Consider the following 25,075-nt stretch of genomic DNA (forward strand, 5'->3'; position numbering starts at 1 on the left):
GGCTGTGACCACGGCGATCGGGCCCGGCGGGACGCGCCGGGCCGAGCGCGCCCACGACCCGAGGAGTGACCATGACCGGACCTTCACCCCAGGGAGCCGGGACCGTGCCGCGGCCGGGGCCCGGCCCGGCGGAGACCGCGGCGATGGACACGGCGGCGGACACGGCGGCGGACACGGCGGCGGACACGGCGGCGGACACGGCGGCGGACACGGCGGCGGACACGGCGGCGGACGCCGCCCCACGTTCCCGCGCCCGGCGCCGCCGCGACACCGAGCACCGGCTCGCCCACGACGTCGACGTCTGGGTGGCCAGCGCCTCGCCGGACGGCGTGCCGTACCTGGTGCCGCTGTCGTTCGACTGGGACGGCGCGGCCCTGCTGCTGGCCACCTCGGCGAACAGCCCGACCGGCCGGAACCTGGCCGCCGCCCGGACCGTCCGGCTGGGGCTGGGCCCCACCCGCGACGTGATCATGATCGAGGGCGAGGTGGAGGTCCTGGAGATCGGCGCGCTGCCGCCGGAGCAGGGCGACCGGTTCGCCGCGCGCACCGGCTTCGACCCGCGCACGCTGACCTCGTCCTACCGCTGGTTCCGCGTCACCCCGCGCCGTGTCCAGGCCTGGCGCGAGGAGAACGAGCTGTCCGGACGCGACCTGATGCGCGACGGCGACTGGCTGGCCTGACGACCCTGACGACCCTGACGCCCCTGACGGCACGGTGGTGGTGGGGGCGTCCGGCCGTGCCCGGTGGGATGATCACGGCTTGGCACCGGGCCCGCGACGGGACGCCGCCCACACCTCATCTGTACCCCGCGTCCCAGGTGTCTCACCCGCGGGCGTGGACGGTTCAGGGCGCCCGCCGCCGGGAAGGGGGACGGGCGCCGCCTCGTCGGAGGCGGCGAGGTCGAGGAGCGTCATCGCGTCGTGGTCCGGGCTGCCGGGGGGCGCCATGTAGACGACGAGGCGCTGGCCCTGCGCGCGGTTCAGGGTCATCCCCTCGTGCGAGAGCGTCATCGTGCCGACCTCCGGGTGCCGGAGGGTCTTCTCGCCGTCGCCGATCGTGCGCACCTCGTACCGCTCCCAGAGCCGGGCGAAGTCGGGGCTCTTGACGATCAGCTCGCCCACCAGCGAGGCGAGGTCCGGGGCGTCCGGGTCGGTGCCGGCGATCGCCCGCAGCTGGGCGACGCACCCCACGGCCTTCCGCTCCCAGTCCACCCACAGCCCGCGGGCCGCCGGGTGCAGGAAGGTGTAGCGGACGGTGTTGCGCTGCCGTTCCGGCCAGTCGGTGATGCCGTGGAGCAGCCGCAGCCCGGCGGGGTTGGCGGCCAGCAGGTCGTTGGTGCGGCTCACGACGTACGCCGGGTTGGGCCGGAGCGTCTCCAGGAGCCGCTGGACGGTGGGGCGGACCCGCCGCGAGGGCAGGGGACGGGGTTCGGGGGCCTGCCGCGCCGCGCGCGCCGCCAGTTCGCGCAGGAAGTCCCGCTCCTCGGCGTCGAGGCGGAGCGCGTCGGCCAGCGCGTCGACCACGGAGGGGCTCGGACGGGTCTCCTTGCCGCGTTCCAGCCGCACGTAGTAGTCGATGCTCACCCCGGCCAGCGCCGCCACCTCCTCCCGGCGCAGGCCCGGCGTGCGGCGCGTGCCGGTTCCGGCGGGCAGCCCGACGTCGGCCGGACGGACACCGCCGCGGCGCGCCCGCAGGAACCTCCCGAACTCGGTCATACCACCATCTTGCCAGCGGGGGGACCATGGTTCCGGCCCGGAGCCTGGCCCTGTCACACCCCCCTGTGGCGCGCCCCGGAAGAGCGCGGTCTGTCCCATCCCCGCGGGTCTCACCAGCCTGGACGGATGAGCACTCTCGCACCGGGCCGCGCGTCACGGGACGCGCGGCGACGCACGGCCGCACCGAAGCTGGTCCTGGCGACCGCGTTCATGGGCATCTTCCTGCTCAACCTCGACGCCATGGCGGTGAACGTGGCGCTGCCCGAGATCGGGCGCGCCTTCGGCGGCGGCACGGCGGGCCTCCAGTGGATCGTGGACGCCTACACGCTGATGTTCGCCGCGCTCCTGCTCTCCGCCGGCGCGCTCTCCGACCGGATCGGGGCGAGCCGCGCGTTCGGCGTCGGCGTCGCGGTCTTCACCGTCGCCTCGGCGGCCTGCGGGCTGGCGCCGGGGCTGGGCGAGCTGATCGCCGCCCGGCTGCTCCAGGGGGGCGCGGCGGCGATCATGCTGCCGTCCTCGCTGGCCCTCGTCCGGCAGGCGTTCCCCGACGCGGGCCGGCGGGCGCGGGCCATCGCGCTGTGGACCGTCGGCGGAGCCGTCGCGGTCGCCGCCGGCCCGGTGGTCGGCGGGGCGCTGTCCGGCACCCTGGGCTGGCGGGCGATCTTCGCCGTCAACCTGCCCGTCGGCGTCGCCGCCCTCGCGGTGCTGGCCCGCGCCGAACGCTCGCCGCGCCGGGCCGGACCGCTGGACCCCTACGGCCAGCTCGCGGCGGTCGTCGCGCTGGTGGCGCTCACCTTCGCGGTGATCGACGGCGGCGAGAACGGCTTCGGCGAGCCCGTGGTGCTGGGCTGCCTGGGGCTCGCCGCGGCGGCGACGGCCGCGTTCGTCGCGATCGAGGCGCGCACCGCCGCGCCGATGGTCCCGCTCGGCCTCTTCCGTTCGCGCACGGTGACGCTCTCGGTCGTGATCGGCTTCGTCGTCAACGCCGCCTTCTACGGGCTGGTGTTCGTGCTGAGCCTGTTCTTCCAGGACGTCCTGCGCCTGTCCGCCATGGCCGCGGGGCTGATGTTCCTGCCGATGACGGCCGTGATCGCCGGAGCCAACCTGGCCTCGGCCAGGGCGGCGGCGCGCTTCGGGCCACGGGTGCCGATCGCCGTCGGCCAGGCGGTCTGCGCGCTGACGATGGTCGGCCTGCTCTGGGTGGACGAGGGGACCGGCAGGCCGGTGATCGCGATGATGCTCGTCCCGGCCGGGCTCGGCCTGGGCTTCGCCATCCCCTCCCTGACCACCGTCCTGCTGAACGACATCGCCGCCGACCGGGCCGGAATGGCCGCCGGGGTCCTGAACTCCTTCCGGCAGACGGGCGGCGCGCTCGCCGTGGCCGTCTTCGGAACCCTGGTCGCGGGCCGAGGCGATTTCGTGATGGGACTGCGGATCACCCTGTGCGTCGCAGCCGCCCTGCTGGCGACCACCACAGCCGCGGCCCTCCTACTGCCCCGCAACCGCCACTGAGAACCGACCCACGCTCGCCGCGGCCGCGCGAGCTATGCGGACCGGCCCGGCAGTTCCAGGTCGTCGCGGGCTTGTTCGTAGTCTTCCGGCCAGATCCACAGGCGTTGTGACGGCGGCACCCGGTGGTAGCCGAACGGCCCCACCACGCTGCGGTCGCGCAGGTCCACGCAGATGCGCTGGAACGCGGACGCGACGGTCGCCTTGGGGTCGGGCAGGTTCCGGACGCCGAGCTTCACGCACGCCCGGAACTCGTAGGCCAGCAGCACGTCCGCGCCGAACTCGGCCCACATGCCGCGCCGCTCCGTCCAGGCCGCGTCGGCGTCGCGCAGCAGCAGCCGCAGGTCGGGCGCGGACGGCAGCGACGGGTGGACGAGGAACAGCGCGCCCCAGCCGGAGGCGACCATGTCGAGGTTGAACGTGCGGCGTTCGGGGGCGTCGCGGGGCGGCACGGGGTCGTTCGGCCCGCCCGCGAACCAGGGGGACAGGTACGCCAGCAGCCGCCCGTAGCGGTCGATCTTCTCTCCGGCGGGCAGCACGGCGACGCGGCGGCGTTCCCCGCCGGGCCGGGCCAGGCGGCGGTCCAGCAGCCGGTCGAACTCGGCGCTGGCGCGCTCCCCGGCGGTGATGTGGCGGTGGGCGGCGTCGGGGGTGAGGCGTTCCAGCAGGTGGTCGCGGAGTTCGTCGGGCAGGGCCGCGCCGTAGGTGCCGTCGGTGAGGCGCTGGCGGCAGCGGTCGAGGACGGCCTGCGCGGCGGGCGGTGCCCCGGCGTACCCGGCCTTCTCGGGCGTGTCCACCGACACCATGCGGATGGGCTGCTCGACGACGGGCGTGTCCCCGTCGGAGGTGCGGACGAGACGGCGCGGCGCGGGCTTCCGGGCCGGCGACGGGTCGGAGACGGTCATGAGGACTCCCAGGAAGGGATGAGACCTCCAGCTTCGCACCATTTGGCCTAATTGTGACCTCCGCGGGACATCGCCGCTGGGAATGCGGACCGTTTCTCCGTATGTTGTACGGAGTTAGTGACCGTCACCTACCGGAAGAGAGGCCCGTTGCCCCAGCAGCCGATCGCCGCCCCCGTCCCGACGTCCCGCGAGGAGCCCGAGATGACCGCCACCCCCACGACCGACACGACCGGCGCGCCCGGCGCGACCGGCGCGACCGGCGCGACCGGCGCGACCGGCACGACCGGCACGACCGGCACCAACGACACCGCCGCCGCGGGCGGCTTCGACGCGGGGAGCGAGTTCGACCGGCAGGTCTCGGTGCTCGTCGGCAAGGGGTATCCCGCGCTGGCCGGGATGGCCGACGAGGCGTTCGCCGAACTCCTCGCGCCGCTCCGGGCCTCCGCCGAGAAGCGCGCCGACGCGATGAGCCCGCCCGAGGAGGGGCGGGTGCCGTTCCTGGTGGTCGTCACCCGCGAGGTCGTGCCGGTCGAGGAGATGGTCGCCCGCACCGCGCTCCCGCGCCGGACCAAGCCGGGGGTCATCGACCGCCACTACAAGGAGGGGGACATCGAGCGTTTCGTCTCCACCAAGGAGGCCGAACCGCCCGCCCCCCGCGCCTACCTGCTGTTCGACGTGGACCGGGGCGAGGAGTTCTGCGGCGCGGTGCCCAACGACGCCATGGCCGTCATCGCGGACCGGGGCCGCACGCTGCTCACCATGGAGGAGGGCCTCGCGCTGGTCACGCAGTTCCCGGCGGTGCTGGCCAAGAACAAGTGCTTCTCGCTGGGCGGCTCCCGCTGCGGCGACCGCCGCGTCCCGGCGCTGTGGATCAGCCAGAACGCCCCCAAGCTCGGCTGGTGCTGGGAGGGCAACCCGCACACCTGGCTCGGCATGGCCTCCGCCGCCGGCCGCGCCGCCTGACCCCGCGGGGTGCGCCCCACGCGCCGGGCGCACCCCGCGCCACCTGCCGGAGACGTCCGGGCCTGCCGAACCCGAGGGCCGATCTTGGCAGGTTCCGCCCGTTGACCCGGAGGCCGGTCCGTACTGGTCTGGACCAGAGATGATCTCCGAAGGAGGCGCGATGCGGAACCGGCTGACGGCGACCCTTCTGACGGCGGCACTCGGCCTGCCCCTGGCCCCCGCCGCCGCGCACGCGCAGGCTGGCGGCGACCGCTGCGACCCCCGGGCGCGGCTCGCCCGGATGACCGACGCCGAGAAGGTCGGGCAGATGGTCATGGCGGTCACCCACGACGGCCCCGACGGGATGCCGAACGAGCAGACCCGCCGGGCGATCCAGGACCTGAAGATCGGCTCGGTGATCACCTCCGAGCCCCGCACGCCGGGGCTCGCCGCCCGGTACTCCAACCAGGTGCAGCGCTGGGCCGCCGGGACGCGGCCCGGCCTGCCGCTGCTGGTGTCGGGCGACTTCGAGTTCGGCACCACGCACAACGTGCGCGAGGGCACCACCCCGCTGCCGAACGCGATGGGACTCGGCGCGGCCCGCGACCCGCGCCTGGCCCGGGACGCCGCCCGCGTCACCGCCGCCGAGGCCCGCGCGATGGGCTTCCACTGGAACTACGCGCCGGTCGCCGACGTCAACACCAACCCCGCCAACCCGATCATCGGCGTTCGGTCGTTCGGGGAGCGGACCGGCCTGGTGCGCGACCTGGTGGACACGCAGGTCCGCGCCTACCGCGACGCCGGGGTCGTCGCCACGCCCAAGCACTTCCCCGGCCACGGCGACACCCGCAACGACAGCCACCTCGACCTCCCGGCCGTGGAGTACGACCGGGCCACCCTCGAACGCGTCCACCTGCCGCCGTTCCGGGCCGCCGTCGACGCCGGGGCCGAGGCGATCATGACGGCGCACGTGGTGGTCAAGGCGATCGACCCCGACCTGCCCGCCACCCTGTCGCCCAAGGTCCTCACCGGGCTGCTGCGGCGGGAGATGGGGTTCCGGGGGCTGATCGTCACCGACGGCATGGACATGGACGCCATCGACAAGAACTGGGGCACCCGCGAGGCGACCGTCATGGCCGTCAGGGCGGGCGCGGACGTGGTGATGTCCACCGGCGAGCACCAGACGCAGGTGGACGCCGTGGACGCGCTGCTGGACGCGGTCCGCTCCGGGGAGCTGCCCCGCCGGCGCGTGGACGAGTCGGTGCTGCGCGTCCTCAGCCTCAAGTGCGCCAACGTCAAGAACCGCTACGTCAGCCCCGCGCTGGCCGAACGCGTCGCGGGCAACGCCGCGTTCCGGCACCGCGCCGCCGAACTCGGCCGGGCCGCGACCACCCTGGTCAAGAACGAGGGCCGGGTGCTCCCCTTCGACGCGCGCGACACCAAGCGCACCCTGGTCGCCGGGGTCGCGCAGACCGAGCAGCTCGCGAACGCCGTGGACGCCGTCGCGTCCGGCCCCGTGACGAGCTGGCAGGCGTCCACCGTCAACCCGACCGACGCCGAGATCGCCGAGGCCGTGCGGCGGGCGAGGGAGGCCGACCGCGTCGTCGTCGCCACCTACTCCTCCGGCCCGCTGCCCGCCGGACAGGCCAGGCTCGTGGACGCCCTGCTGGCCACCGGCAGGCCCGTCGCCGCCGTCGCCACCGGACTGCCCTACGACTACGCGGCCTACCCGAGGGTCAAGGCGTACGTGGCGAGCTACGCGACCACCGCGCGCGCCCAGCGGATCAACCTGACCATGCACCGCACGACCGCCGAGGTGCTGTTCGGGCGGCGGCCCGGCGGGCGGCTGCCGGTGACGATCGCCGGGCACTTCCCCTTCGGGCACGGGCTGACGTACGGGGGCTGACGGACGGGAGCCGCCGGGCGGGGACTGACGTACCGCGGCGTTCGGCACGTACGGTGGCAAAGGTGAGCGTGGTTCGAGGCGAGGCGCGGCGGCGATGGCTCGTCGTCGCCGCCCTCGTCGCGGCGCTCGTCGCGGTCCCCGTCACCGTCGCCGCCTGGCCGGTCGGCGCGCCCGCCCCCGCGCCGGACCGCCTGCGCGCCCTGGTCCGCGCCGCGTCGGCCGCCCCCCACGAGGGCCTGGTCGAGACCCGCGGAACGCTCGGGCTGCCCACGCTGCCCGGCCTGGAGGACGCCACCGGGCTGCTCGGCGGCACCAACCGGATCCGCGTCTGGTTCGAGGAGCCGCGCCGCTGGCGGGTGGCGCTGCTCCAGCCCGCCGGGGAACGCGGCTTCCAGCAGACCCCCGGGGAGCTGACCATCTGGGACCACGAACGCGAACTGCTCACCAAGGTCCGCGGCGACCCCGCCGTCCGGCTGCCCAACGCCACCGACCTCACCCCGCCCGCGCTGGCCCGCCGCCTGCTGGCGCTGGCCGGGAGCGGCGACCGGGTCACCGCGCTGCCCGCCCGCCGCGTCGCGGGCCGCGCCGCCGCCGGGCTGCGCGTCACCCCGGCCGACCCGGGCACCACGATCGGGACGCTGGAGGTGTGGGCCGACCCGCGCACCGGCTTCCCCCTGGAGACGCGGATCACCCCGCGGGGAACCGGACGGCCCGCGCTGACCAGCCGCTTCCTGGACCTGGAGCTGCGCCGCCCGGACCGCGGCGCGGTCTCCCCCACCCCGCGGCCGCACCTGCGGACGGTCAGCGTCGCCGCGCCCGACCTGCTGACCCGGATCGCCTACCGCAGCGACCGCCGGCTGCCCGACACCCTCGCCGGACGTCCCGCGCTGGACTCCACGCCGTCGGTCGCCAGCCTGCGCGCCTACCGGGACGGGTTCGCGTCGTTCCTGGTGGCGCCGCTGCCCGGCATGTACGGCGGGCGGGTGTACCAGGCGGCGCTCCAGGCGGGCGCGCCGGAGATCCGGATCCAGCGCGGCACCGTGGCGCTGCTGCTGCGGTCGTCGCTGCTCAACGCGATGCTGGTGCGCAACTGGGGCGGCGAGCCCACGTTCCTGATCATCGGGGCGGTCGGCCAGGACCGGCTGACCGCCGTGGCCCGGGAGCTCTATCCATGATCGTCACACGGGCGCTGACCAAGCGCTTCGGCCGGGTCACGGCGGTGGACGGGGTCGATCTGGACGTCGGGGAGGGCGACCGGTACGGGCTGCTCGGCCCCAACGGGTCCGGCAAGACCACCCTGGTCCGGATGCTGCTCGGCCTCGTCTACGCCACCTCCGGCGAGATCGAGGTGCTGGGCGAGCCGGTCCCGCGCCGCCTCGGCCGGGTGCTGCCGCGGGTCGGCGCGCTGGTGGAGGGGCCGGGGGCCTACCGGCACCTGTCGGGCCGCGCCAACCTGCGCCTGCTCGACGCCGCCGGGCCCGGCGGCGCCCGCCGCGACCGCCGCCACCGGATCGAGGAGGCCCTGGAGCGCGTCGGGCTGTCCGGCGTCGACGAGCGTCCCGTCCGCGCCTACTCCCTGGGCATGCGGCAGCGGCTCGGCCTGGCCGCCGCGCTGCTGCGCCGCCCCCGGCTGCTGGTCCTCGACGAGCCCACCAACGGCCTGGACCCCCAGGGCATCCGAGAGATCCGCGACCTGCTCGCCGACCTCAACGCGGACGGCACCACGATCCTGCTGTGCAGCCACCTGCTCGCCGAGGTCGAGGAGCTGTGCACCCGCGTCGGCGTGATGGACCGGGGGCGGCTGGTCCTCCAGTCCGACCTGGCGGAGATCCGCTCCCCCACCGGCCGGGTCGCCGTCCGCTCCCCCGACGCCGACAAGGCCGCCGACCTGCTGGACGGCCGGGTCGAGCACCGCGACGGCGACCGGCTGCTGGTCCGCGCCGCCGACGCCGCCGAGCTCAACACCCTGCTCGTCACCGAAGGCCTGCGCGTCACCGAGATCGGAGCGCAGCGACGCTCCCTGGAGGAGGTCGTCCTGAACCTCACCGGCACCGGCTCCGACCGGCTCGACCGGGAGCCGCAACGATGATCACGACCGAGCTGGTGAAGCTGGTGCGGCGGCCCCGCACCTGGGTGTCGCTGCTGCTGCTGTGCGGGCTCCCGGCGATCGTGGCGGTGTTCCTCGGCGTCACCGAGATCGCGCCGCGCCCCGGCGAGGGCCCGGCGTTCCTGTCGGCCGTCCTCTCCAGCGGGCAGCTCTACCCGGCCGCGGCACTGGCGATGGTGCTGCCGCTGTTCCTGCCGGTGTCGGTCGCGGTGGTCGGCGGCGACTCGGTCGCGGGCGAGGCGGGCGCGGGCATGCTGCGCTACCTGCTGGTGCGGCCGGTCGGCCGGACCCGGCTGCTGGTGGCCAAGCTGGTCGCGCTGGTCGCCTACGTGCTGCTGGCGGTCGTCCTGATCGTGGTGACGTCGTACGCGATGGGCGTGACGATGCTCGGCGACGCGCCCGCGGAGGCCCTGGCCGGGCAGGACCTGCTCAGCTCGGTGTCGGGGACGTCGCTGACCCGCACCGAGCTGCTGCTGCGGGTCGCGGCGACCATGCTCTACGTCGGGGTGTGCATGCTGGGCGTCGGCGCGATCGCGCTGTTCCTGTCCACGCTGACCGACTCGGCGCTGGGCGCGGCGCTCGGCGCGCTCGCCGCGCTGATCACCAGCCAGGTGCTGGTGACGCTGGACGCCGCCGCGTCGGTCCGCCCCTACCTGCTGACCCGCTACTGGCTGGCGTGGGTGGACTTCTTCCGCGACCCGATCCTGTGGCGCGACATCGAACGCGGCCTGGCGCTCCAGGCCGTGTACGTGCTGGTGTTCCTGGCCGCCGCCTGGGCGAACTTCGCCACCCGCGACGTCACGAGCTGACCGTCACCCGCGCGGCGCCCCGCAGTCGCCGCGCCCGGGCCGCGACGGCGGCCCCGCGTCCAGCGCCCGCGTGACGATCGCGGTGACCAGCGGGTCGGCCGGGAGCCCGGTGTGGCCGACCCGCGCGTTCGGGCACACCTCCTGGACGCCCACCCCGGTCGCCCCCGGCAGCCGCGACGCCTCGGGCCGCACGGTCTCGTCGTCGTCGGTCCACACCGAGACCCAGCGGGGCGGGTCGGGCGCGCGGTCCCCCAGCTCCCGCAGCAGGCCGCTGCCGGGCACGAGCTGGCGGCACGCCTCCGGGCAGGCGCCCGGCGCCAGCGCCGACCCGGCCGCCGCCAGGTCCGCGCCCTGGTGCGGCGACCCGAGCGTGACGATCCGCCGCGCCTTGCCGGCGCCGTCGTGCTCGCGCACCCACAGGCGCGCCACGACGCCGCCCGCCGAGTGCGCCACCACGTCCACCGACGGCGCGCCGCCGCGCAGCGCCTCGGTCACCCGGCGGTCCAGCACCCGGGCCTGCTCGCGCAGGTCGCCGGTGCCGTCGCCGGGCATCTCCACCACGGCCGCCTCCCGGCCCGCGCCCCGCAGCCGGGCCGCCAGCACCCGCAGCCCGCCGGTCCCGCCGCCGTACCCCGGGACCAGCAACACGGGCCCGGGACGGTCCTGCGCCACCGCGTCCGCGCCGGAGGACCGCGCGAGCAGCACCCGCCCCGCCACGGCCCCGACCAGGAGCAGCGCCAGGGCCCCCACCGTCAGCACGAACACCCGCCGCTGCGGGCTGAGCCCCGCCAGCCGATCACGCATGCATCCCAGAATGCCCGGAGAATCCCCGAACGGCACGACTCCCCGCGGAGTACCGGCCCCCGCCCGCCTACGCCCGGGGGCCGAGGACCGAACACCTCCCCCGCCGGACGCGCCGCCCCGCACCCGGCGGCGAAGGTGGTGGCGACCGCGAGAGGAGGCCCCGATGGCCCGTCAGACCCGCGTCCGCCGCCGTCCCGCCCGGCGTTCCACGCCCGGCCCGGACCTGCGCACACCGAGCGGCCGCCCCCTCCCCTACTGAGCCCCTACCGACTTCCCGGGAGCACGCCATGCCCATCCTGCCGGAACTCCGGCCCATGCTGGAACGCATCGCCGCCGCCCGCGCGCGGCAGGCCGTTCCGCCGTCCCTCACCGGGCAGCGCACCATGATCGCCGCGCAGCAGCCGATGCGGCTGCGCCTGATGGAGCCCGCCCCGAAGGCCGACCGCGCCGAGCACCGCGTCCCCGTGCCCGGCGGGGAGATCATTGTGCGGGTGTTCACGCCGCCCGGCGCGGACGGGCCGCTCCCCGCCCACCTGCACGTCCACGGCGGCGGCTGGTGGCTGGGACTGCACGAGCCGCACGACGCCGCCTGCGCCCGCCTCGCCGTGGACGCCGGCTGCGCGGTCGTCTCGCCCGACCACCGGCTCGCGCCGGAGCACCCCTTCCCGGCCCCGGCCGAGGACGTGTACGCCACGCTGCTGTGGACCGTCGAGCACGCCGCCGGCCTGGGCGTCGACCCCGGGCGCGTCTCGGTCGGCGGCGTGTCCTCCGGCGGCAACCTCGCCGCCGCCGCGGCGCTCATGGCCCGCGACCGGGGCGGCCCCGCCCTGGCCGCGCAGCTCCTGGAGGTCGCGCCGCTCGACCTGACGCTGACCGCGCTCGCCGACGTCGAACCCGTCCCCGGCCTGCCGCTCACCCGCGAGGACGTGGCACGGTACGTCGGCCACTACGCCGCCGGCACCCCGCGCGAGCACCCGTACCTGTCGCCGCTGCGCGCCGAGGACCTGTCGGGCCTCCCCCCGGCGCGGATCATGACGGCGGAGTACGACCTCCTGCGCGACGACGGCGAACGCTACGCCGCCCGCCTCACCGAGGCGGGCGTCCCCGCCGCCGTCACGCGCTGGGCGGGCCACATCCACGGCTCCCACGAGATGACCGCGCTGCTGCCCTCGGCCCGCGAGTGGCAGGCGCTCAACGCGGCGTTCCTCCGCGACCGGCTACGGCGCTGACGGGCCGGTCCCGGCACCGGTGCGGTCGATGGCCGCGCGGATCTCGGCCAGGTCCTCCCCGGTCAGCTCCAGGTTCCCGGCCGTGACCCAGCCGTCGACCTGGTCGGGCCGCCGCGCCCCGACGATCGCGCCGGTCACGCCGGGCCAGGCCAGCGTCCACGCCACCGCGACCGCGCCCGGCGTCACCCCGTGCCGGTCGGCGACCGGGCGCAGGGCGTCGGCCAGCGCGAGGTTCGCGGCCAGGCCGGTGGTGAAGTCGGGGGCGGCGCGCCGCCAGTCGTCGGCGGGCAGGGCGGCGGCGCGTTCGGCGGTGAACGCCCCGGTCAGCAGCCCCGACTGCATCGGCGAGTACACGATCACGCCGGTGTCGTGGGCGGCGCACCAGGCGACCTCGTCGGCGAACGACCGGTTGATCGCCGAGAACGGCGGCTGGAGCGTGTCCACGTGCCCGGCGCGTTCGGCGGCCTCCAGCCGGTCCACGCGGTGGTTGGACAGCCCGACCGCGCGGACCTTCCCCTCGGCCCTCAGGTCCAGCATGGTCTGCCAGTACTCCTCGACGGGATCTCCCGCGTCGGGGATCTGGTGGACCTGGTACAGGTCGATGCGTTCGACGCGCAGCCGCCGCAACGACGCCTCCACCTCGCGGCGGATCGAGGCGGGCGTGACGACCCGCGACACCCGCCCCTGGTCGTCCCAGACCTCGCCGCACTTGGTGAACACGTAGGGCCGGTCGGACTCGGGCAGCCCGTCCAGGGCCTTTGCGACGATCTCCTCCGAGTGCCCGAGCCCGTACACCGCGGCGGTGTCGATCCAGTTGACGCCGTGTTCCAGCGCCCGCCGGACCGCCGCCACCGAGTCGCCGTCGTCCTGGCTCCCCCACCCGTGCTGCCACTGCCCGCCGACCGCCCAGGCCCCGAAGCCCACCCGCGTGATCTCCATGTCGGTCGTGCCGAACCGCACCTTGCGCAACGTCATGCGACCATCATGACCGGTCAGTGATCGCGGCGCGTCACCAGCCGGGCCACCGCGTCCAGCTCCTGGTGGGCCGGGGACTCCGGGGCCGCCATCGCCAGCTCGGCGAGGGCCCCGGTCATCAGCTCGTCGGCGCGCCGCGACGCCCACGCCCGCCCGCCCGCGTCCTCCACCAGCCGCGCCGCCCGCGCCAGCTCGGCGTCCCCGAGCGGCTCCTTCCCCAGATACAGCGTCCCCAGCTCCCGGCCCGCGTCCGTGCCGGACGCCAGGGCCGCCACCACCGGCAGCGACTTCTTGCGGTTGCGCAGGTCGGAGTAGACGGGCTTGCCGGTGACGGCCGGGTCGCCCCAGATGCCCAGCAGGTCGTCGACGAGCTGGAACGCCAGGCCGAGGCCCTCCCCGAACGCCCGCAGCCGCTCCACCCGTTCGCGCGTCGCGCCGCCGAACATCCCGCCCAGCGCGCACGACGCGCCCATCAGCGCGGCCGTCTTGCCCGACGCCATCGCCAGGCACTCGGCGAGCGCGACGTCGGCGCGTTCCTCGAACGCCATGTCCGCGCTCTGCCCCTCCACCAGGTCCAGCATGGCGCGGGACAGCACGCCCACCGCGCCGCGCGCCGCCGGGCCGGGGGCGGCGGCGACCATCTCGAACGCCGCCGCCAGCAGCGCGTCCCCGGCCAGGATCGCCGCGTTCGCGCCGAACACGCTCCACGCCGTCGCGCGGTGCCGCCGGGTCAGGTCGCCGTCCATCACGTCGTCGTGCAGCAGCGAGAAGTTGTGCGCGAGCTCCACGGCGACGGCGGCGGGCAGCGCGTCGGCCGCCGTCCCGCCGACCGCCTCGGCGCACAGCAGCGTCAGCGCCGGGCGGATCGCCTTGCCCGCCCCGCCCCGCGCGGGCCGGTCCTCCTCGTCGCGCCAGCCGAAGTGGTAGGCGGCGATCCGGCGCATCACCGAGGGCAGCTCCGCCACCACCTCGCGCAGCGCCGGATCGAGCAGGCCGCGGCTCCACACCAGCGCCTCGGCCGCCGAACGCGCCGTTCCCGTCTCCTGGGTCGCCGACATCGAGACCTCCTTCGCGCTCACCGGTTGATCTCGACGTTCTCCAGGACGCCGAGCGCGTCCGGCACCAGCACGGCCGCCGAGTAGTACACGCTGACCAGGTACGACAGGATCGCCTGCTCGCTGACGCCCATGAACCGCACCGACAGGCCCGGCTGGAACTCGTCGGGGATGCCGGTCCGGTGCAGGCCGATCACGCCCTGGTCGTCCTCGCCGGTCCGCAGCACCAGCACCGAGGACGTCCCGGTCCGGCTGATCGGGATCTTGTCGCAGGGCAGGATCGGCACGCCGCGCCAGGCCATCACGGGCCGCCCCTCGCACACCGTCCCCTCCGGGTAGACACCGCGCCTGGTGCACTCGCGGCCGAACGCGGCGATCGTCCTGGGATGCGCCAGGAAGAACCGCGACCTGCGGCGGCGGCTCAGCAGCTCGTCCATGTCGTCGGGGGTGGGCGGCCCGGTCCGGGTCGGGATGCGCTGCCGCAGGTCGCAGTTGTGGAGCAGCCCGAAGTCGCGGTTGTTGACCAGCTCGTGCTCCTGGCGCTCGCGCAACGCCTCGATCGTCAGGCGGAGCTGCTGCTCGACCTGGTCCATCGGGCCGTTGTAGAGATCGGCGACGCGGGTGTGGATGCGCAGCCGCGTCTGGGCGACGCTCAGCTCGTACTCGCGCGGCGACGGCTCGTAGTCCACGAACGTGCCCGGCAGCACCGGCTCGCCCTCGTGCCCGGCCGCCAGGGCGATCTCGGCCTCGCCCGCCTTGTTGCGCGGGAGGTCGGGGGCGTTGCGGTACTCCTCCAGGCGGTCCCGCAGCGCCTCGTGCCGGTCGGCCAGCTCCCCGACCGCCGCGCGCGGCAGGGCGAGGACCGTGCAGGGGGTGAGCGCCTTGGCGGCGTACTCCCATTCGGCGTCGCCGTCGGCCAGGACGTCCGCGCCGAAGAACTGCCCGTCGGCCAGCACGTCCAGCTCGACCGGCTCGCCGTACTCGCCGCGCCCGATCCGGGAGACCTTGCCGTGCGCGATCAGCACGACCCGGTCCACCGGGCGCCCCGGCTCGACGATCATGTCGCCGGGCTCGTACTCGTGCTGGGTGAGCCGTCCGGCCAGCGCCTCCAGCGCCTCCGTCCCGGCGGGCGTCGCGTGCATCCCGCGCAGCGGCGGCAGCTCGGCCAGCTCGGCGGGGACGACCTGGACGTCGGCGCCGGTGTTGAGGAACGTCAGCCGTCCGTCGCCCACCGTGTAGGCGAGCCGGCGGTTCACCCGGTAGGCGCCGCCGCGCGCCTCCACCCAGGGCAGCATCCGCAGGAGCCAGCGCGGTGTGATGCTCTGCATCATCGGCGCGGACTTGGTGGTCGTCGCCAGGTTCCGTGCCGCCCTGGTGTCGAGGCTGAGCTGCTGTGTCTGCGTCACGGTTCGTTACCTCCAGGGGGTCGCGCTGCGGAACGGTCCGAGACGGGCGGCCGACGTGCCCAGCCCGGTGGGCCCGGCCGGCCGGATGATCCGGGGCGGCCCCGCGAACGCCGCCGCACCCGGGAACGCGGCCGTCTCCCGGTAACGGCCGCTGGTGGTGCTCCACTCCAGATCCCCGGCCAGCCAGGTCTCCAGATCGCGGACATGGCGGGCGAGCCGGTCGCGGTCGGCGGCGCCCAGGTCGTGCTCGGCGGCCAGCACGGGCAGCTCCACCGAGGTGATCCGGTCGAGCTGCCGCAACCGCGCCTCGACGAGGTCGTTGACGGCGGCGGCGGCGCGCGGGGGATCGCAGTCCAGGAACCGGTGGACGGCGACGACGGCGTTGTTGATCTCCCCTTCCTCCTCGGTCTCGCGGCGGAAGGACAGCAGGTCGTTGCGGAGCGCCGCGATGTCGGCGACCGCGTCGGCGAGCGCCGCCGCGGGCCCCGTCCCCGCCAGCTCCTCGGGGACCGCCGCGCCCGTGACGTGCCGCAGCAGGGCCGCCGACAGCTCCGCGCCGCCGGTGCGCCGCCGCATCTCGACGTAGTCCACGGGGTCGGGCACGCGCTGCTGGACGAGGTTGACCATCTCCCACAGCCAGCTCTCGGCCATGTCCGTCACGGCGTCGGCGAGCCCCCGGCGTTCCCGGGGGGACATGCGGACCGCCGTCCGCCGCCACAGGTCGGCGAGCCCGCGCTCGACGGGGTCGGCGGGCTCCGGCGACGCGCCCTCCACCGGCACGAACGCCCGCAGCCGTTCCACGAACGCCCTGGCCCCCACCAGATCCCGGGGCCGCTTGAACGCCTCCACGAACACGTCGTCGAAGTACCGCCGCCACAGATGCCAGTCGTTGACGAGCGCCAGCTCGTCAGGACCGGCGTCCGGATGCGTGAGCGCCGCGAACCGACCATGATCGGCCGCCTCGAACCCGGCCACATCCCACACCCGCAACGCTTCCCCCAAGGCAACAGGCGCACCGACCTCACCGGAAACGCCCACCCCCCGAAACACACCCCCACCCCCGCGCGGGCGTGCGGCGCCGTGTGTGGTCGTGCTGGTGGGTGGGGGCGTGTTGTCGGGGGGTGGGGTTTCTGGGGAGGGGGGCAGCATTCCCATTGCGGTCGCCCAGCGCCTCGCGTGGTCCCGGACCGTGTCCAGGTGCGGGCTTGTCCGGGTGGGGTGCGGGGCCGTGAGGTCGGGGCGGGGGAACGGGGTGGCGCCCGGTCCCCCGTGGGGGGTGAGGGCGCGCAGTCGCACCGCTGACAGGCCCAGGCCCAGCGGGGTCGTCAGCGGGCCCGTCCCCCGGCCTCCCCCGTTCATGTAGCGGCTGGAGCGCATGTGCCACTGGTGGCCGCCCGACTGCCAGTCCTGGAGGCCCTTCACGTAGCGCAGGACCGCCAGGCGTTCGGCCGGGTCGAGGTCGTGCTCCTCCAGGAGGGGCGGCAGCTCGACCAGGGCCGTGTTCTCGAACTGCTGCATGCGCGAGGTCAGCAGGTCGTTGGTCACGTCGGCGGCGGTCTGCGGGTCGGTGCCGAAGAAGCGCTCCATCACCAGGACGCCGTTGTTAACCTCGCCCTCCTGCTGCGTCTCGCGCTGGTAGGAGAAGATGTCGTTGCGCAGGTGGACGGCGTCGGAGAACGTGTCCTTCAGCACCCGCAGCGGCCGCGTCCCCGCCACCCGCGCCGGGACCTCCGCCCCGACCGCCAGCTCCGTCAGGTCCGCCGACCAGGGCGCACCGCCGACCTTGCGCCGCATCGCGATGTAGTCGACCGGGTTGGGGACGCGGCCGTCGCTGATGTTGGACAGCTCCCACAGCGACTCCCGCAGCAGCGCGAGGGTGCTCTCGGAGAAGCGCTCCAGCCACGCGTCCGACATCAGCGGCGCGGTCCGCGCCCACAGGTCGGCCAGGCCGCGTTCGACGGCGTTGGTCGGCTCGGGCACCGGCGCGCCCCGCTCGCGCGGCATGAACCTCGGCAGCCGGTCCAGGTACGCCCGCGCGCCCGCCGCGTCCCGGGTCCTCTTGAACGTCTCCAGGAAGTGGTCGTCGAAGTAGAAGACCCACACGTACCAGTCGTTGACCAGGTCCAGGACGGGGCCGGGCGACTCGGGGTGGATGGAGGCGGTCAGCAACGCGTAGTCGTGCGCGTCGTAGTCCTCCTCGCTCCACACCTCGCGCCCGGTCCCGTCCCGGGGGTCACCGAGGATCCCCATGTCGCGGGACCACCGCCGGGAGTGCTCGCGGGTCCGTTCCAGGTGCGGGTTCAGCCCGGCGGGGTGCGGCAGGTAGAACTCGGGGAGCCGGTAGGGCTGTGCCGAGGTCCGCACGGTCAGCCGCCGTGCGCGATCTCGACGCCCTCCAGCACCGCCAGCGCGTCGGGCACCAGGACGGCGGCCGAGTAGTAGGCGCTGACCAGGTAGGACACGATCGCCTGCTCGCTGACGCCCATGAACCGCACCGACAGGCCCGGCTGGAACTCGTCGGGGATGCCGGTCTGGTGCAGGCCGATCACGCCCTGCGCCTCCTCGCCGGTCCGCATCAGCAGCACCGAGCTGGTCCGCGTCTTCGAGATCGGGATCTTGTTGCAGGGGAAGAGCGGCACGCCGCGCCAGGCGGGGACCTTGTTGCCGTTGACGTCGACCGCGTCGGGGTACACGCCGCGCGCGTTGCACTCGCGGCCGAACGCCGCGATCGTCTTGGGGTGGGCCAGGAAGAAGGCCGGTTCCTTCCACACCAGCGTCAGCAGCTCGTCCATGTCGTCGGGGGTGGGCGGCCCGGTCCGGGTGGCGACGCGCTGCCGCAGGTCGCAGTTGTGGAGCAGCCCGAAGTCGCGGTTGTTGACCAGCTCGTGCTCCTGGCGCTCGCGCAACGCCTCGATCGTCAGGCGGAGCTGCTGCTCGACCTGGTCCATCGGCTCGTTGTAGAGATCGGCGACGCGCGTGTGGACGCGCAGCACGGTCTGGGCGACGCTCAGCTCGTACTCGCGCGGCGACACCTCGTAGTCCACGAACGTGCCCGGCAGCACCGGCTCGCCCTCGTGCCCGGACGCCAGGGCGATCTCGGCCTCGCCGTTGTCGTCGGCGTCCGGCGGCGGGCTGTCGCGGTAGGCGGTGATGTGCGACCGGAGCTCCTCCGAACGGTCGAGCACCTCGCGGAACTCGGACGCGTCCAGCACCAGCACCGTGCAGGGGGTGAGGGCGCGGGCGGTGTAGTCCCACCGCTCGCCGTCCTCGCTGAGCAGCGTCCGGTCGCCGAAGAACCGGCCGTCGGCCAGCACCCCCAGGTCGACCTGGTCGCCGTACTCGCCGCGGCCGACCAGCCGGACCTTCCCGTGCGCGATGAGGTAGACCGCGTCCACCGGCCGGCCCGCCTCCACCAGGACGTCGCCGGGCTCGAACTCCCGCTGGGCGAACCGTCCGGAGAGGGCCTCCAGCGCCGGTTCGTCCTCGAACCCGCGCAGCGGCGGCAGCTCCCCCAGCTCGCGCGGGATCACCCGCACGTCGGCCCCGGTGGACACGAACGTGACGATGCCGTCGCCCACCGTGTAGGCGAGCCGGCGGTTCACCCGGTAGGCCCCGCCCGCCGCCTGCACCCAGGGCAGCAGTTTCAGCAGCCACCGGGAGGAGATGGCCTGCATCTGCGGCACGGACTTGGTCGTCGTGGCCAGGTTCCGCGCTGCCGCGGTGCCCAGGCTGAGCTGCTGTTCGGTCACGCTCCACCACCGATCCGGGGGTCGTCGTGTCTTGGCAAAAGCGCGCGCAGCAGTGACACTACATAGGGTAATCAGCTTGTCACAACGGGAGAGTGTCCTTACCTTTCCGCCCCAGCAGTCACCCCCGTGACGACTTCCGATCAAGTCCGCGTACATCCACGGGAGCAGGCCGGTCCGCCGACTGACATCTTCCGTCCGACGCGCGGGGGCGCACCGCCGCGCGAGAGTACCGGCATGCGCCCAACGAAGATCTCCTCCCTGCCCCGGACCGCAATGACCGCCTTCGCCACCACCGCCGTGCTGGCCGCCCCCGTCCTCGCCGCCACCACCCTCCTGACCACCGACGCCGACGCCGCGACGCGCGGGCGCGTCGTGGAGGTGACGGTGGGGACCGACGGCTTCACCGCGCCCGCCGCCGTCCGCCCGGGCCCGGTCGCGTTCCGCGTCACCGCCGCCGACCCCGAGGGCGCCTACCTCGGCCTGGTCCGGCTGCGCCCCGGCGTCACCCTCCAGCGCTACCTGACGGACCTGGAGAAGGCGTACGGCGCGGGCGACCCCGCGGCCGCCCGGGCGGTGCAGCGCGAGGTCGTCATGTTCGGCGGCGCCGCGGTCCAGCCGGGCACGCCCGTCACCTACGGGACGCGGCTGGCCCCCGGCTCCTACCACCTGATCGACTTCAGGGAGGTCGGGCGTCCGGGGCTGGCCGCCAAGGTGCGGCCGCTGACGGTGCGGCCCGGCGCGGGCGCCGCGGCCGAGCCGCGCGCCGAGGCGCGGATCGTGCAGCGCGAGACGCCCGAGGGCCCCCGCTTCGACGCCCCGGCCGAGATCCGCTCCGGCGCGACGGTCCGCGTGGTCAACCGTTCCCGCCAGTACAACGAGGCCATCCTCATGCCCGTCCGCCCCGGCACCACCGGCGAGCAGGTCGGCGCGTTCTACCGGGGCATGGACGGCGGGCCGCAGGCGCCCTCGCCGTTCACCGGCGGCCCGGCCGGGATGGTCCCGCTGTCGCCGGGGCGCGCGGCGACCTTCGCCGCGCCGCTCAGGCCCGGCACGTACGCGCTGGTCACCTGGCTGCGCAGCTCCGACACCGGCCGCATGTTCGCCGCCCAGGGCATGCACAGGCTGGTGACGGTCAGGTGAGGGAGCCGGTGGGATCTCCTCCCACCGGCTCCCGTCGCACGTCCGGGGTCAGGCGGCGGCGGGGACGCGCTCGCGGGCGGGCTCCTTCTCGCCCGCCTCCTCGATCGGGACGCCCGCCGTCTCCGGCAGCCTCAGGATCGGCACCAGCGCGATCGCGGCGGCCAGCATCAGGTAGTACGCCGGGACGCTGGTGGAGCCGGTCACCTTGATCAGCGACCCGACGACCACCGCGACGGTCCCGCCGAACAGCGCGGTCGAGACGTTGTAGCCGATCGCGAACGCCCCGTAGCGCACCCGCGTGGGGAACATCGCCGGGAACGTCGCCCCGATCACCGCCAGGATCAGCACCAGCAGACCGCCGATGACGGCGTACCCCACGGCGACCGCGAGGGTGTCATTGGTCTGCATCAGCGCGAACGCGGGCCAGCTCAGCACCAGGAAGCCGACCGCGGCGGTCAGCAGCAGCGGCCGCCGCCCGACCCGGTCCGACAGCGCCCCCAGCGGGACAATCACCGCCATCATCGCCAGCTCCACGCCGATGGTGATGAGCTGCCCGGTGGTGGCGTCCATCTTCATGGTGTCCGTCAGGTACGAGGGCATGAACGTCAGCAGCGTGTAGTCGGCGACGTTCAGCAGCAGCACGATCGCGACCAGCATGGCGATCATGCGGCCGTGGTGGCGCAGCGTCTCCCGCAGCGGCGACCGGACGGTCTCGCCGCGGCTCTCCATCCGCCGGAACGCCGGGGTGTCCTCGATCCGCGACCGCACGTACAGGCCGACCAGGCCCAGCGGCAGCGCGATCAGGAACGGGATCCGCCAGCCCCAGGCGCGCATGGCCTCGTCGCCGAGCGCCTGGTGGACGCCGAACACCAGCGCCGCGCCCAGCACGAACCCGGCCAGCGTGCCCAGCTCCAGGAAGCTGCCGAAGAACCCGCGCCGCCGCGTCGGCGCGTACTCGGCGATCATCGTGGCGGCGCCGCCGTACTCGCCGCCGGCCGAGAAGCCCTGCACCAGCCGCACGGCCAGCAGCACCAGCGGGGCGGCCAGGCCGATGGTCTCGTAGCCGGGCAGCACGCCGATCACGAACGTCGAGCCCGACATCAGGATGATCGTCATGGCGAGCACGCGCTTGCGGCCGATCCGGTCGCCCAGCGGCCCGAAGAACATCCCGCCGAACGGGCGCGCGATGAACGCCGCCGCGAGCAGGGCGAACGAGCGCAGCACCGCGCCGTCCTCGCCGCCGGGGAAGAACACCGTCCCGATGATCGCGGTCATCACCCCGGCGGAGAACACGCCGAAGTCGAACCACTCGATGCAGTTGCCCATCGCCGAGGCGATCACGGCCTTGCGGACCGTCGCCTCGTCCACCGCCGCCTCGTCCGGGGCCCGGTCATCCGACCGCCGCCCGGCGTTCCGGGCGGCGGTTCCGTCCTTCGCTCGTGGGCGCGGCCCACGTCCCCGTGGTCCGGGGTCGTCATCCAGCAGTGACACGGTCGTACCTCCCGGGCCTCCCCCTCCCCGAAGACCGGAAGGGATAACCCGGGAGCGGCGAATATGGATCAGGTCACACCGGTCGGGCGCGACGCGCCCGGCGACGCCTCCGTCAGCGCTCCCCGCGCTCCTCCTCCAGCAGCTCCTCCAGCTCCGGGAGCTTCTGGGTGCGGCCGGGATCGGGCTCGATGTTCAGCGGGCCGTCGTCCTCGGGGATCATCAGCAGCGCCTGGGTGGTCTGCGACTCGCGGGTGATCACGCCGCTGGACAGCACGGTGTTGCGGTGCCGCAGCGCGCCGTTCTGGCGCAGCAGGTCGTCGATCTCGGCGCGCTGCCGGGCGACCCGTTTGGACATGCGGAGGTTGTCGACGAACCCGCCGACGGCCAGTCCGACGATGAGGGCGGCGATGGGGAACCCGACGGCCGGGGGCAGCGTCAGGGTGGCGGCGGCGACCAGTGCCAGGCCGACCACGATCGCAAGTGCGCCAAGGTGAGCCTCCGCCCAGTCCAGGACGGTGTTGACGCGCTTGGGGATCCTCACTCGCCTTCTCCTCCTCTTCGGCCGGGCCGCGGTCCCGGCTGTCGCGGAACGGGGGCGCGCCTCGGGGCGACGTCCGCGCCTCCCCGCGGGGACGGCGCCGCGCGGGCGGTCCGCGCGGATGACTCCGCATGAACGACAGCGGCGGGCGGGGTGTTCCGGTCCCGGAGTGAGACGCGCGTCACCCGCCCCTCAGGATCATCGCTGTGGGAGTCCTCCGAAACCCTAACAGCCGACCGAAAAGGCTCCGGCGGAGGGGCGATCGAGATGCGAGCACCTGCGCGCGCCGAATATCGTCACTAGATATGAGCAATCACTTTGACGTCGTGGTCCTGGGCGCGGGCCCGGGTGGTTATGTCGCCGCGATCCGGTCGGCTCAGCTCGGGCTCAAGACGGCGATCATCGAGGAGAGGTACTGGGGCGGCGTCTGCCTGAACGTCGGCTGCATCCCCTCCAAGGCGCTGCTGCGCAACGCCGAGCTGGCGCACATCTTCACCCACGAGGCGGAGAAGTACGGGATCAAGGCCGAGGGATCGGTCTCGTTCGACTACGGCGTCGCGTTCAAGCGCAGCCGCGAGGTGTCTGACAAGCTCGTCAAGGGCGTGCAGTTCCTCATGAAGAAGAACAAGATCACCTCGTTCAACGGCCGCGGCACCTTCACCGACCCCCACACCGTCCAGGTGGCCAAGCAGGACGGCTCGTCCGAGACCGTCACCTTCGACCACTGCATCATCGCCGCCGGCGCGCACACCAAGCTGCTGCCCGGCACCTCCCTGTCCGAGCGCGTGGTGACCTACGAGGAGCAGATCCTCTCCGACACCCTGCCCGAGAGCATCGTGATCGCCGGCGCGGGCGCGATCGGCGTCGAGTTCGCCTACGTGCTGCACAACTACGGCGTCAAGGTCACGATCGTCGAGTTCCTGGACCGCATGGTGCCCAACGAGGACGCCGACGTGTCCAAGGAGCTGGCCAAGCGGTACCGCAAGCTGGGCATCGAGGTCCTCACCTCCACCCGCGTCGACTCCATCGACGACTCCGGCGACAAGGTCAAGGTGACCGTCACCGGCAAGGACGGCGCGTCCCAGGTGCTGGAGGCCGACAAGGTCCTGCAGGCCATCGGCTTCGCCCCGAACGTCGAGGGCTACGGCCTGGACAAGACCGGCGTGAAGCTGACCGACCGCGGCGCGATCGACGTGGACGGCCGCTGCCGGACCTCCGTGCCGCACATCTTCGCCATCGGCGACGTCACCGCCAAGCTGATGCTGGCGCACGCCGCCGAGGCCATGGGCATCGTCGCGGCCGAGACCATCGCCGACGCCGAGACCATGGAGATCGACTACGTCATGGTCCCGCGCGCCACCTACTGCCAGCCGCAGATCGCCTCGTTCGGCTGGACCGAGGCGCAGGCCAAGGAGCAGGGCTTCGACGTCAAGGTCGCCAAGTTCCCCTACAGCGCCAACGGCAAGGCCCTCGGCATGGGCGAGGGCGACGGCTTCGTGAAGGTCGTCTCCGACGCGAAGTACGGCGAGATCCTGGGCGCCCACATGATCGGCCCGGAGGTCACCGAGCTGCTGCCGGAGCTGACCCTGGCCCAGCAGTGGGACCTGACCGTGCACGAGGTCTCCCGCAACGTCCACGCCCACCCGACCCTGGGCGAGGCCGTCAAGGAGGCGGTGCACGGCCTGGCCGGGCACATGATCAACCTCTGACGGAGGGTCGTTTCCCGAGGGCGGCGCGGGTTTCCGCGCCGCCCTCGCGCGTCCGCGCGGCACCCTCCGCGCGGGTGCGCAACGATTCGCCGCACACGCCCCGCGAAAAGCAACGAACCACCAGGTCATCGCAACTTCGGCGCATTGGCTGCCGCCCCGCGGCTTCCTAGGCTTTCGATCGCCATCCTCCGTCACTCGGAACGCCAAGGGAGCACGCATGACCGTCACCCCGGCAATGGAGCCCACCACCGCCCCGGCGATCCCGGAGCGCACGGCCCTCCACCGCCGCTTCCTCATGTGCCGGCCCGAGCACTTCACCGTCTCCTACGCCATCAACCCGTGGATGGACCCCGCGGCCGGGGCCGACGCCGACCTCGCCGTGAAGCAGTGGGAGGAGCTGCGCGCCGCCTACCTGTCCCTCGGCCACGACGTCGAGCTGATCGACCCGGTCCCCGGCCTGCCCGACATGGTGTTCGCCGCCAACGGCGCCCTGGTCGTCGGCGGCCGCGCCTACGGGGCCCGGTTCGCCCACCCCGAGCGCGCCGCCGAGGGTCCCGCCTACGCCGCGTGGCTGCGGGCCAGGGGCTTCGAGGTGATGGACCCCTCCCACACCAACGAGGGCGAGGGTGACTTCCTGACCCTCGACCACGTGATCCTGGCCGGGACGGGCTTCCGCACCGAGATCGCCGCCCACCAGGAGGCGCAGGAGTACCTGGGCCGCCCGGTGGTGACCCTGCGCCTGGTGGACCCGCGCTTCTACCACCTGGACACCGCCCTGTTCCCGCTGAACGGCGACAACGTGGCCTACTACCCCGGGGCGTTCTCGCCCGGCAGCCGCGCGGTGCTGGAGCGGCTGTTCCCGCACGCGGTCCTCGCGACCGAGGCCGACGCCGCCGTCCTCGGCCTGAACGCGGTCAGCGACGGCCGCAACGTGGTGATCAACGCCGAGGCGACCGGGCTGACCGGGGCGCTGCGCGCGGCGGGCTTCCACCCCGTCCCGGTGGACCTGAGCGAACTGCGCAAGGCGGGCGGCGGGCCCAAGTGCTGCACGCTGGAACTGCGCACCTGAGGTCCGAGCATTCCGGG

At 74.3% G+C, this 25,075-nt stretch carries 21 protein-coding genes; 11 read left to right on the top strand and 10 right to left on the bottom strand.

Going from position 1 to position 25,075, the window contains the following annotated elements; all coding sequences use genetic code 11:
• Window positions 1-71 precede the first annotated feature (71 nt).
• Window positions 72-680: a pyridoxamine 5'-phosphate oxidase family protein gene (locus AKI01S_RS00365; protein ID WP_245681422.1), complete on the top strand. Its 609-nt coding sequence runs from the start codon at window positions 72-74 to the stop codon at window positions 678-680.
• A gap of 72 nt (window positions 681-752) precedes the next feature.
• On the opposite strand, the gene AKI01S_RS00370 is transcribed toward AKI01S_RS00365, so the two are convergent.
• Entirely contained in the window at window positions 753-1,715 is a 963-nt protein-coding gene (locus AKI01S_RS00370) for a helix-turn-helix transcriptional regulator (protein WP_083998646.1), read from the bottom strand.
• A 126-nt stretch (window positions 1,716-1,841) separates the two neighbouring features.
• On the opposite strand from AKI01S_RS00370, the gene AKI01S_RS00375 reads away from it, so the two are divergent.
• Window positions 1,842-3,227 carry an MFS transporter gene (locus tag AKI01S_RS00375; protein WP_067810846.1) on the top strand — a complete coding sequence of 462 codons (1,386 nt, stop codon included), beginning with the start codon at window positions 1,842-1,844 and terminating at the stop codon, window positions 3,225-3,227.
• A gap of 32 nt (window positions 3,228-3,259) precedes the next feature.
• Here AKI01S_RS00375 and AKI01S_RS00380 read toward each other — a convergent pair whose 3' ends face one another.
• The gene (locus AKI01S_RS00380; RefSeq protein ID WP_067810848.1) at window positions 3,260-4,129 is read right to left on the bottom strand and encodes a hypothetical protein; all 870 of its coding nucleotides are present in this window, start codon (window positions 4,127-4,129) and stop codon (window positions 3,260-3,262) included.
• Between the two features lie 201 nt (window positions 4,130-4,330).
• On the opposite strand from AKI01S_RS00380, the gene AKI01S_RS00385 reads away from it, so the two are divergent.
• From AKI01S_RS00385 to AKI01S_RS00405, 5 genes are all read left to right on the top strand, one after another.
• Complete coding sequence (locus tag AKI01S_RS00385) at window positions 4,331-5,092, top strand: DUF5701 family protein (protein ID WP_245681423.1); 762 nt, start codon at window positions 4,331-4,333, stop codon at window positions 5,090-5,092.
• Between the two features lie 160 nt (window positions 5,093-5,252).
• On the top strand, window positions 5,253-6,977 hold the full coding sequence (locus AKI01S_RS00390; protein ID WP_067810850.1) for a glycoside hydrolase family 3 protein: 1,725 nt from the start codon (window positions 5,253-5,255) through the stop codon (window positions 6,975-6,977).
• 62 nt (window positions 6,978-7,039) lie between these two features.
• Window positions 7,040-8,152 (top strand): hypothetical protein, encoded by a 1,113-nt coding sequence (locus AKI01S_RS00395; RefSeq protein WP_067810852.1) that lies wholly within the window; start codon window positions 7,040-7,042, stop codon window positions 8,150-8,152.
• Entirely contained in the window at window positions 8,149-9,066 is a 918-nt protein-coding gene (locus AKI01S_RS00400; RefSeq protein ID WP_067810854.1) for an ABC transporter ATP-binding protein, read from the top strand. The genes AKI01S_RS00395 and AKI01S_RS00400 overlap by 4 nt, the downstream gene beginning before the upstream one ends.
• A complete protein-coding gene (locus AKI01S_RS00405) occupies window positions 9,063-9,893 on the top strand; it encodes an ABC transporter permease (RefSeq protein WP_067810857.1) in 831 nt (276 codons plus the stop codon). The genes AKI01S_RS00400 and AKI01S_RS00405 overlap by 4 nt, the downstream gene beginning before the upstream one ends.
• Before the next feature lie 3 nt (window positions 9,894-9,896).
• On the opposite strand, the gene AKI01S_RS00410 is transcribed toward AKI01S_RS00405, so the two are convergent.
• Window positions 9,897-10,697, bottom strand: a complete 801-nt coding sequence (locus AKI01S_RS00410; protein WP_067810860.1) for a lipase family alpha/beta hydrolase — start codon at window positions 10,695-10,697, stop codon at window positions 9,897-9,899.
• Between the two features lie 287 nt (window positions 10,698-10,984).
• Between AKI01S_RS00410 and AKI01S_RS00415 the strand changes: the two genes are divergently transcribed.
• The gene (locus AKI01S_RS00415; protein WP_067810863.1) at window positions 10,985-11,926 is read left to right on the top strand and encodes an alpha/beta hydrolase; all 942 of its coding nucleotides are present in this window, start codon (window positions 10,985-10,987) and stop codon (window positions 11,924-11,926) included.
• On the opposite strand, the gene AKI01S_RS00420 is transcribed toward AKI01S_RS00415, so the two are convergent.
• From AKI01S_RS00420 to AKI01S_RS00440, 5 genes are read right to left on the bottom strand one after another with little or no spacing between them, the layout of a single operon-like run.
• Window positions 11,915-12,901 (bottom strand): aldo/keto reductase, encoded by a 987-nt coding sequence (locus AKI01S_RS00420; RefSeq protein WP_067810865.1) that lies wholly within the window; start codon window positions 12,899-12,901, stop codon window positions 11,915-11,917. The genes AKI01S_RS00415 and AKI01S_RS00420 overlap by 12 nt on opposite strands.
• Before the next feature lie 17 nt (window positions 12,902-12,918).
• Window positions 12,919-13,959: a family 2 encapsulin nanocompartment cargo protein polyprenyl transferase gene (locus AKI01S_RS00425; RefSeq protein ID WP_067810867.1), complete on the bottom strand. Its 1,041-nt coding sequence runs from the start codon at window positions 13,957-13,959 to the stop codon at window positions 12,919-12,921.
• Between the two features lie 17 nt (window positions 13,960-13,976).
• The gene (locus AKI01S_RS00430; protein WP_067810870.1) at window positions 13,977-15,362 is read right to left on the bottom strand and encodes a family 2B encapsulin nanocompartment shell protein; all 1,386 of its coding nucleotides are present in this window, start codon (window positions 15,360-15,362) and stop codon (window positions 13,977-13,979) included.
• A gap of 6 nt (window positions 15,363-15,368) precedes the next feature.
• The gene (locus AKI01S_RS00435) at window positions 15,369-17,726 is read right to left on the bottom strand and encodes a terpene synthase family protein (RefSeq protein WP_218009506.1); all 2,358 of its coding nucleotides are present in this window, start codon (window positions 17,724-17,726) and stop codon (window positions 15,369-15,371) included.
• 2 nt (window positions 17,727-17,728) lie between these two features.
• On the bottom strand, window positions 17,729-19,111 hold the full coding sequence (locus AKI01S_RS00440; RefSeq protein ID WP_067810873.1) for a family 2B encapsulin nanocompartment shell protein: 1,383 nt from the start codon (window positions 19,109-19,111) through the stop codon (window positions 17,729-17,731).
• A gap of 234 nt (window positions 19,112-19,345) precedes the next feature.
• Here AKI01S_RS00440 and AKI01S_RS00445 point away from each other — a divergent pair, with 234 nt between their 5' ends.
• A complete protein-coding gene (locus tag AKI01S_RS00445) occupies window positions 19,346-20,251 on the top strand; it encodes a hypothetical protein (RefSeq protein ID WP_157419557.1) in 906 nt (301 codons plus the stop codon).
• A 48-nt stretch (window positions 20,252-20,299) separates the two neighbouring features.
• Here the strand turns inward: AKI01S_RS00445 and AKI01S_RS00450 are convergent, their stop codons facing one another.
• Window positions 20,300-21,619, bottom strand: coding sequence for an MFS transporter (locus tag AKI01S_RS00450; RefSeq protein WP_067810879.1), 1,320 nt, complete (start codon window positions 21,617-21,619; stop codon window positions 20,300-20,302).
• A 235-nt stretch (window positions 21,620-21,854) separates the two neighbouring features.
• Window positions 21,855-22,283 carry a hypothetical protein gene (locus AKI01S_RS00455; protein WP_067810880.1) on the bottom strand — a complete coding sequence of 143 codons (429 nt, stop codon included), beginning with the start codon at window positions 22,281-22,283 and terminating at the stop codon, window positions 21,855-21,857.
• A 302-nt stretch (window positions 22,284-22,585) separates the two neighbouring features.
• Between AKI01S_RS00455 and lpdA the strand changes: the two genes are divergently transcribed.
• Window positions 22,586-23,989 carry a dihydrolipoyl dehydrogenase gene (gene lpdA / locus AKI01S_RS00460; protein WP_067810881.1) on the top strand — a complete coding sequence of 468 codons (1,404 nt, stop codon included), beginning with the start codon at window positions 22,586-22,588 and terminating at the stop codon, window positions 23,987-23,989.
• A 217-nt stretch (window positions 23,990-24,206) separates the two neighbouring features.
• A complete protein-coding gene (ddaH, locus tag AKI01S_RS00465) occupies window positions 24,207-25,058 on the top strand; it encodes a dimethylargininase (protein WP_083998666.1) in 852 nt (283 codons plus the stop codon).
• Window positions 25,059-25,075 lie beyond the last annotated feature (17 nt).

This window comes from Actinomadura kijaniata NBRC 14229, assembly GCF_001552175.1.
GTDB classification, from domain to species: Bacteria; Actinomycetota; Actinomycetes; order Streptosporangiales; family Streptosporangiaceae; genus Spirillospora; species Spirillospora kijaniata.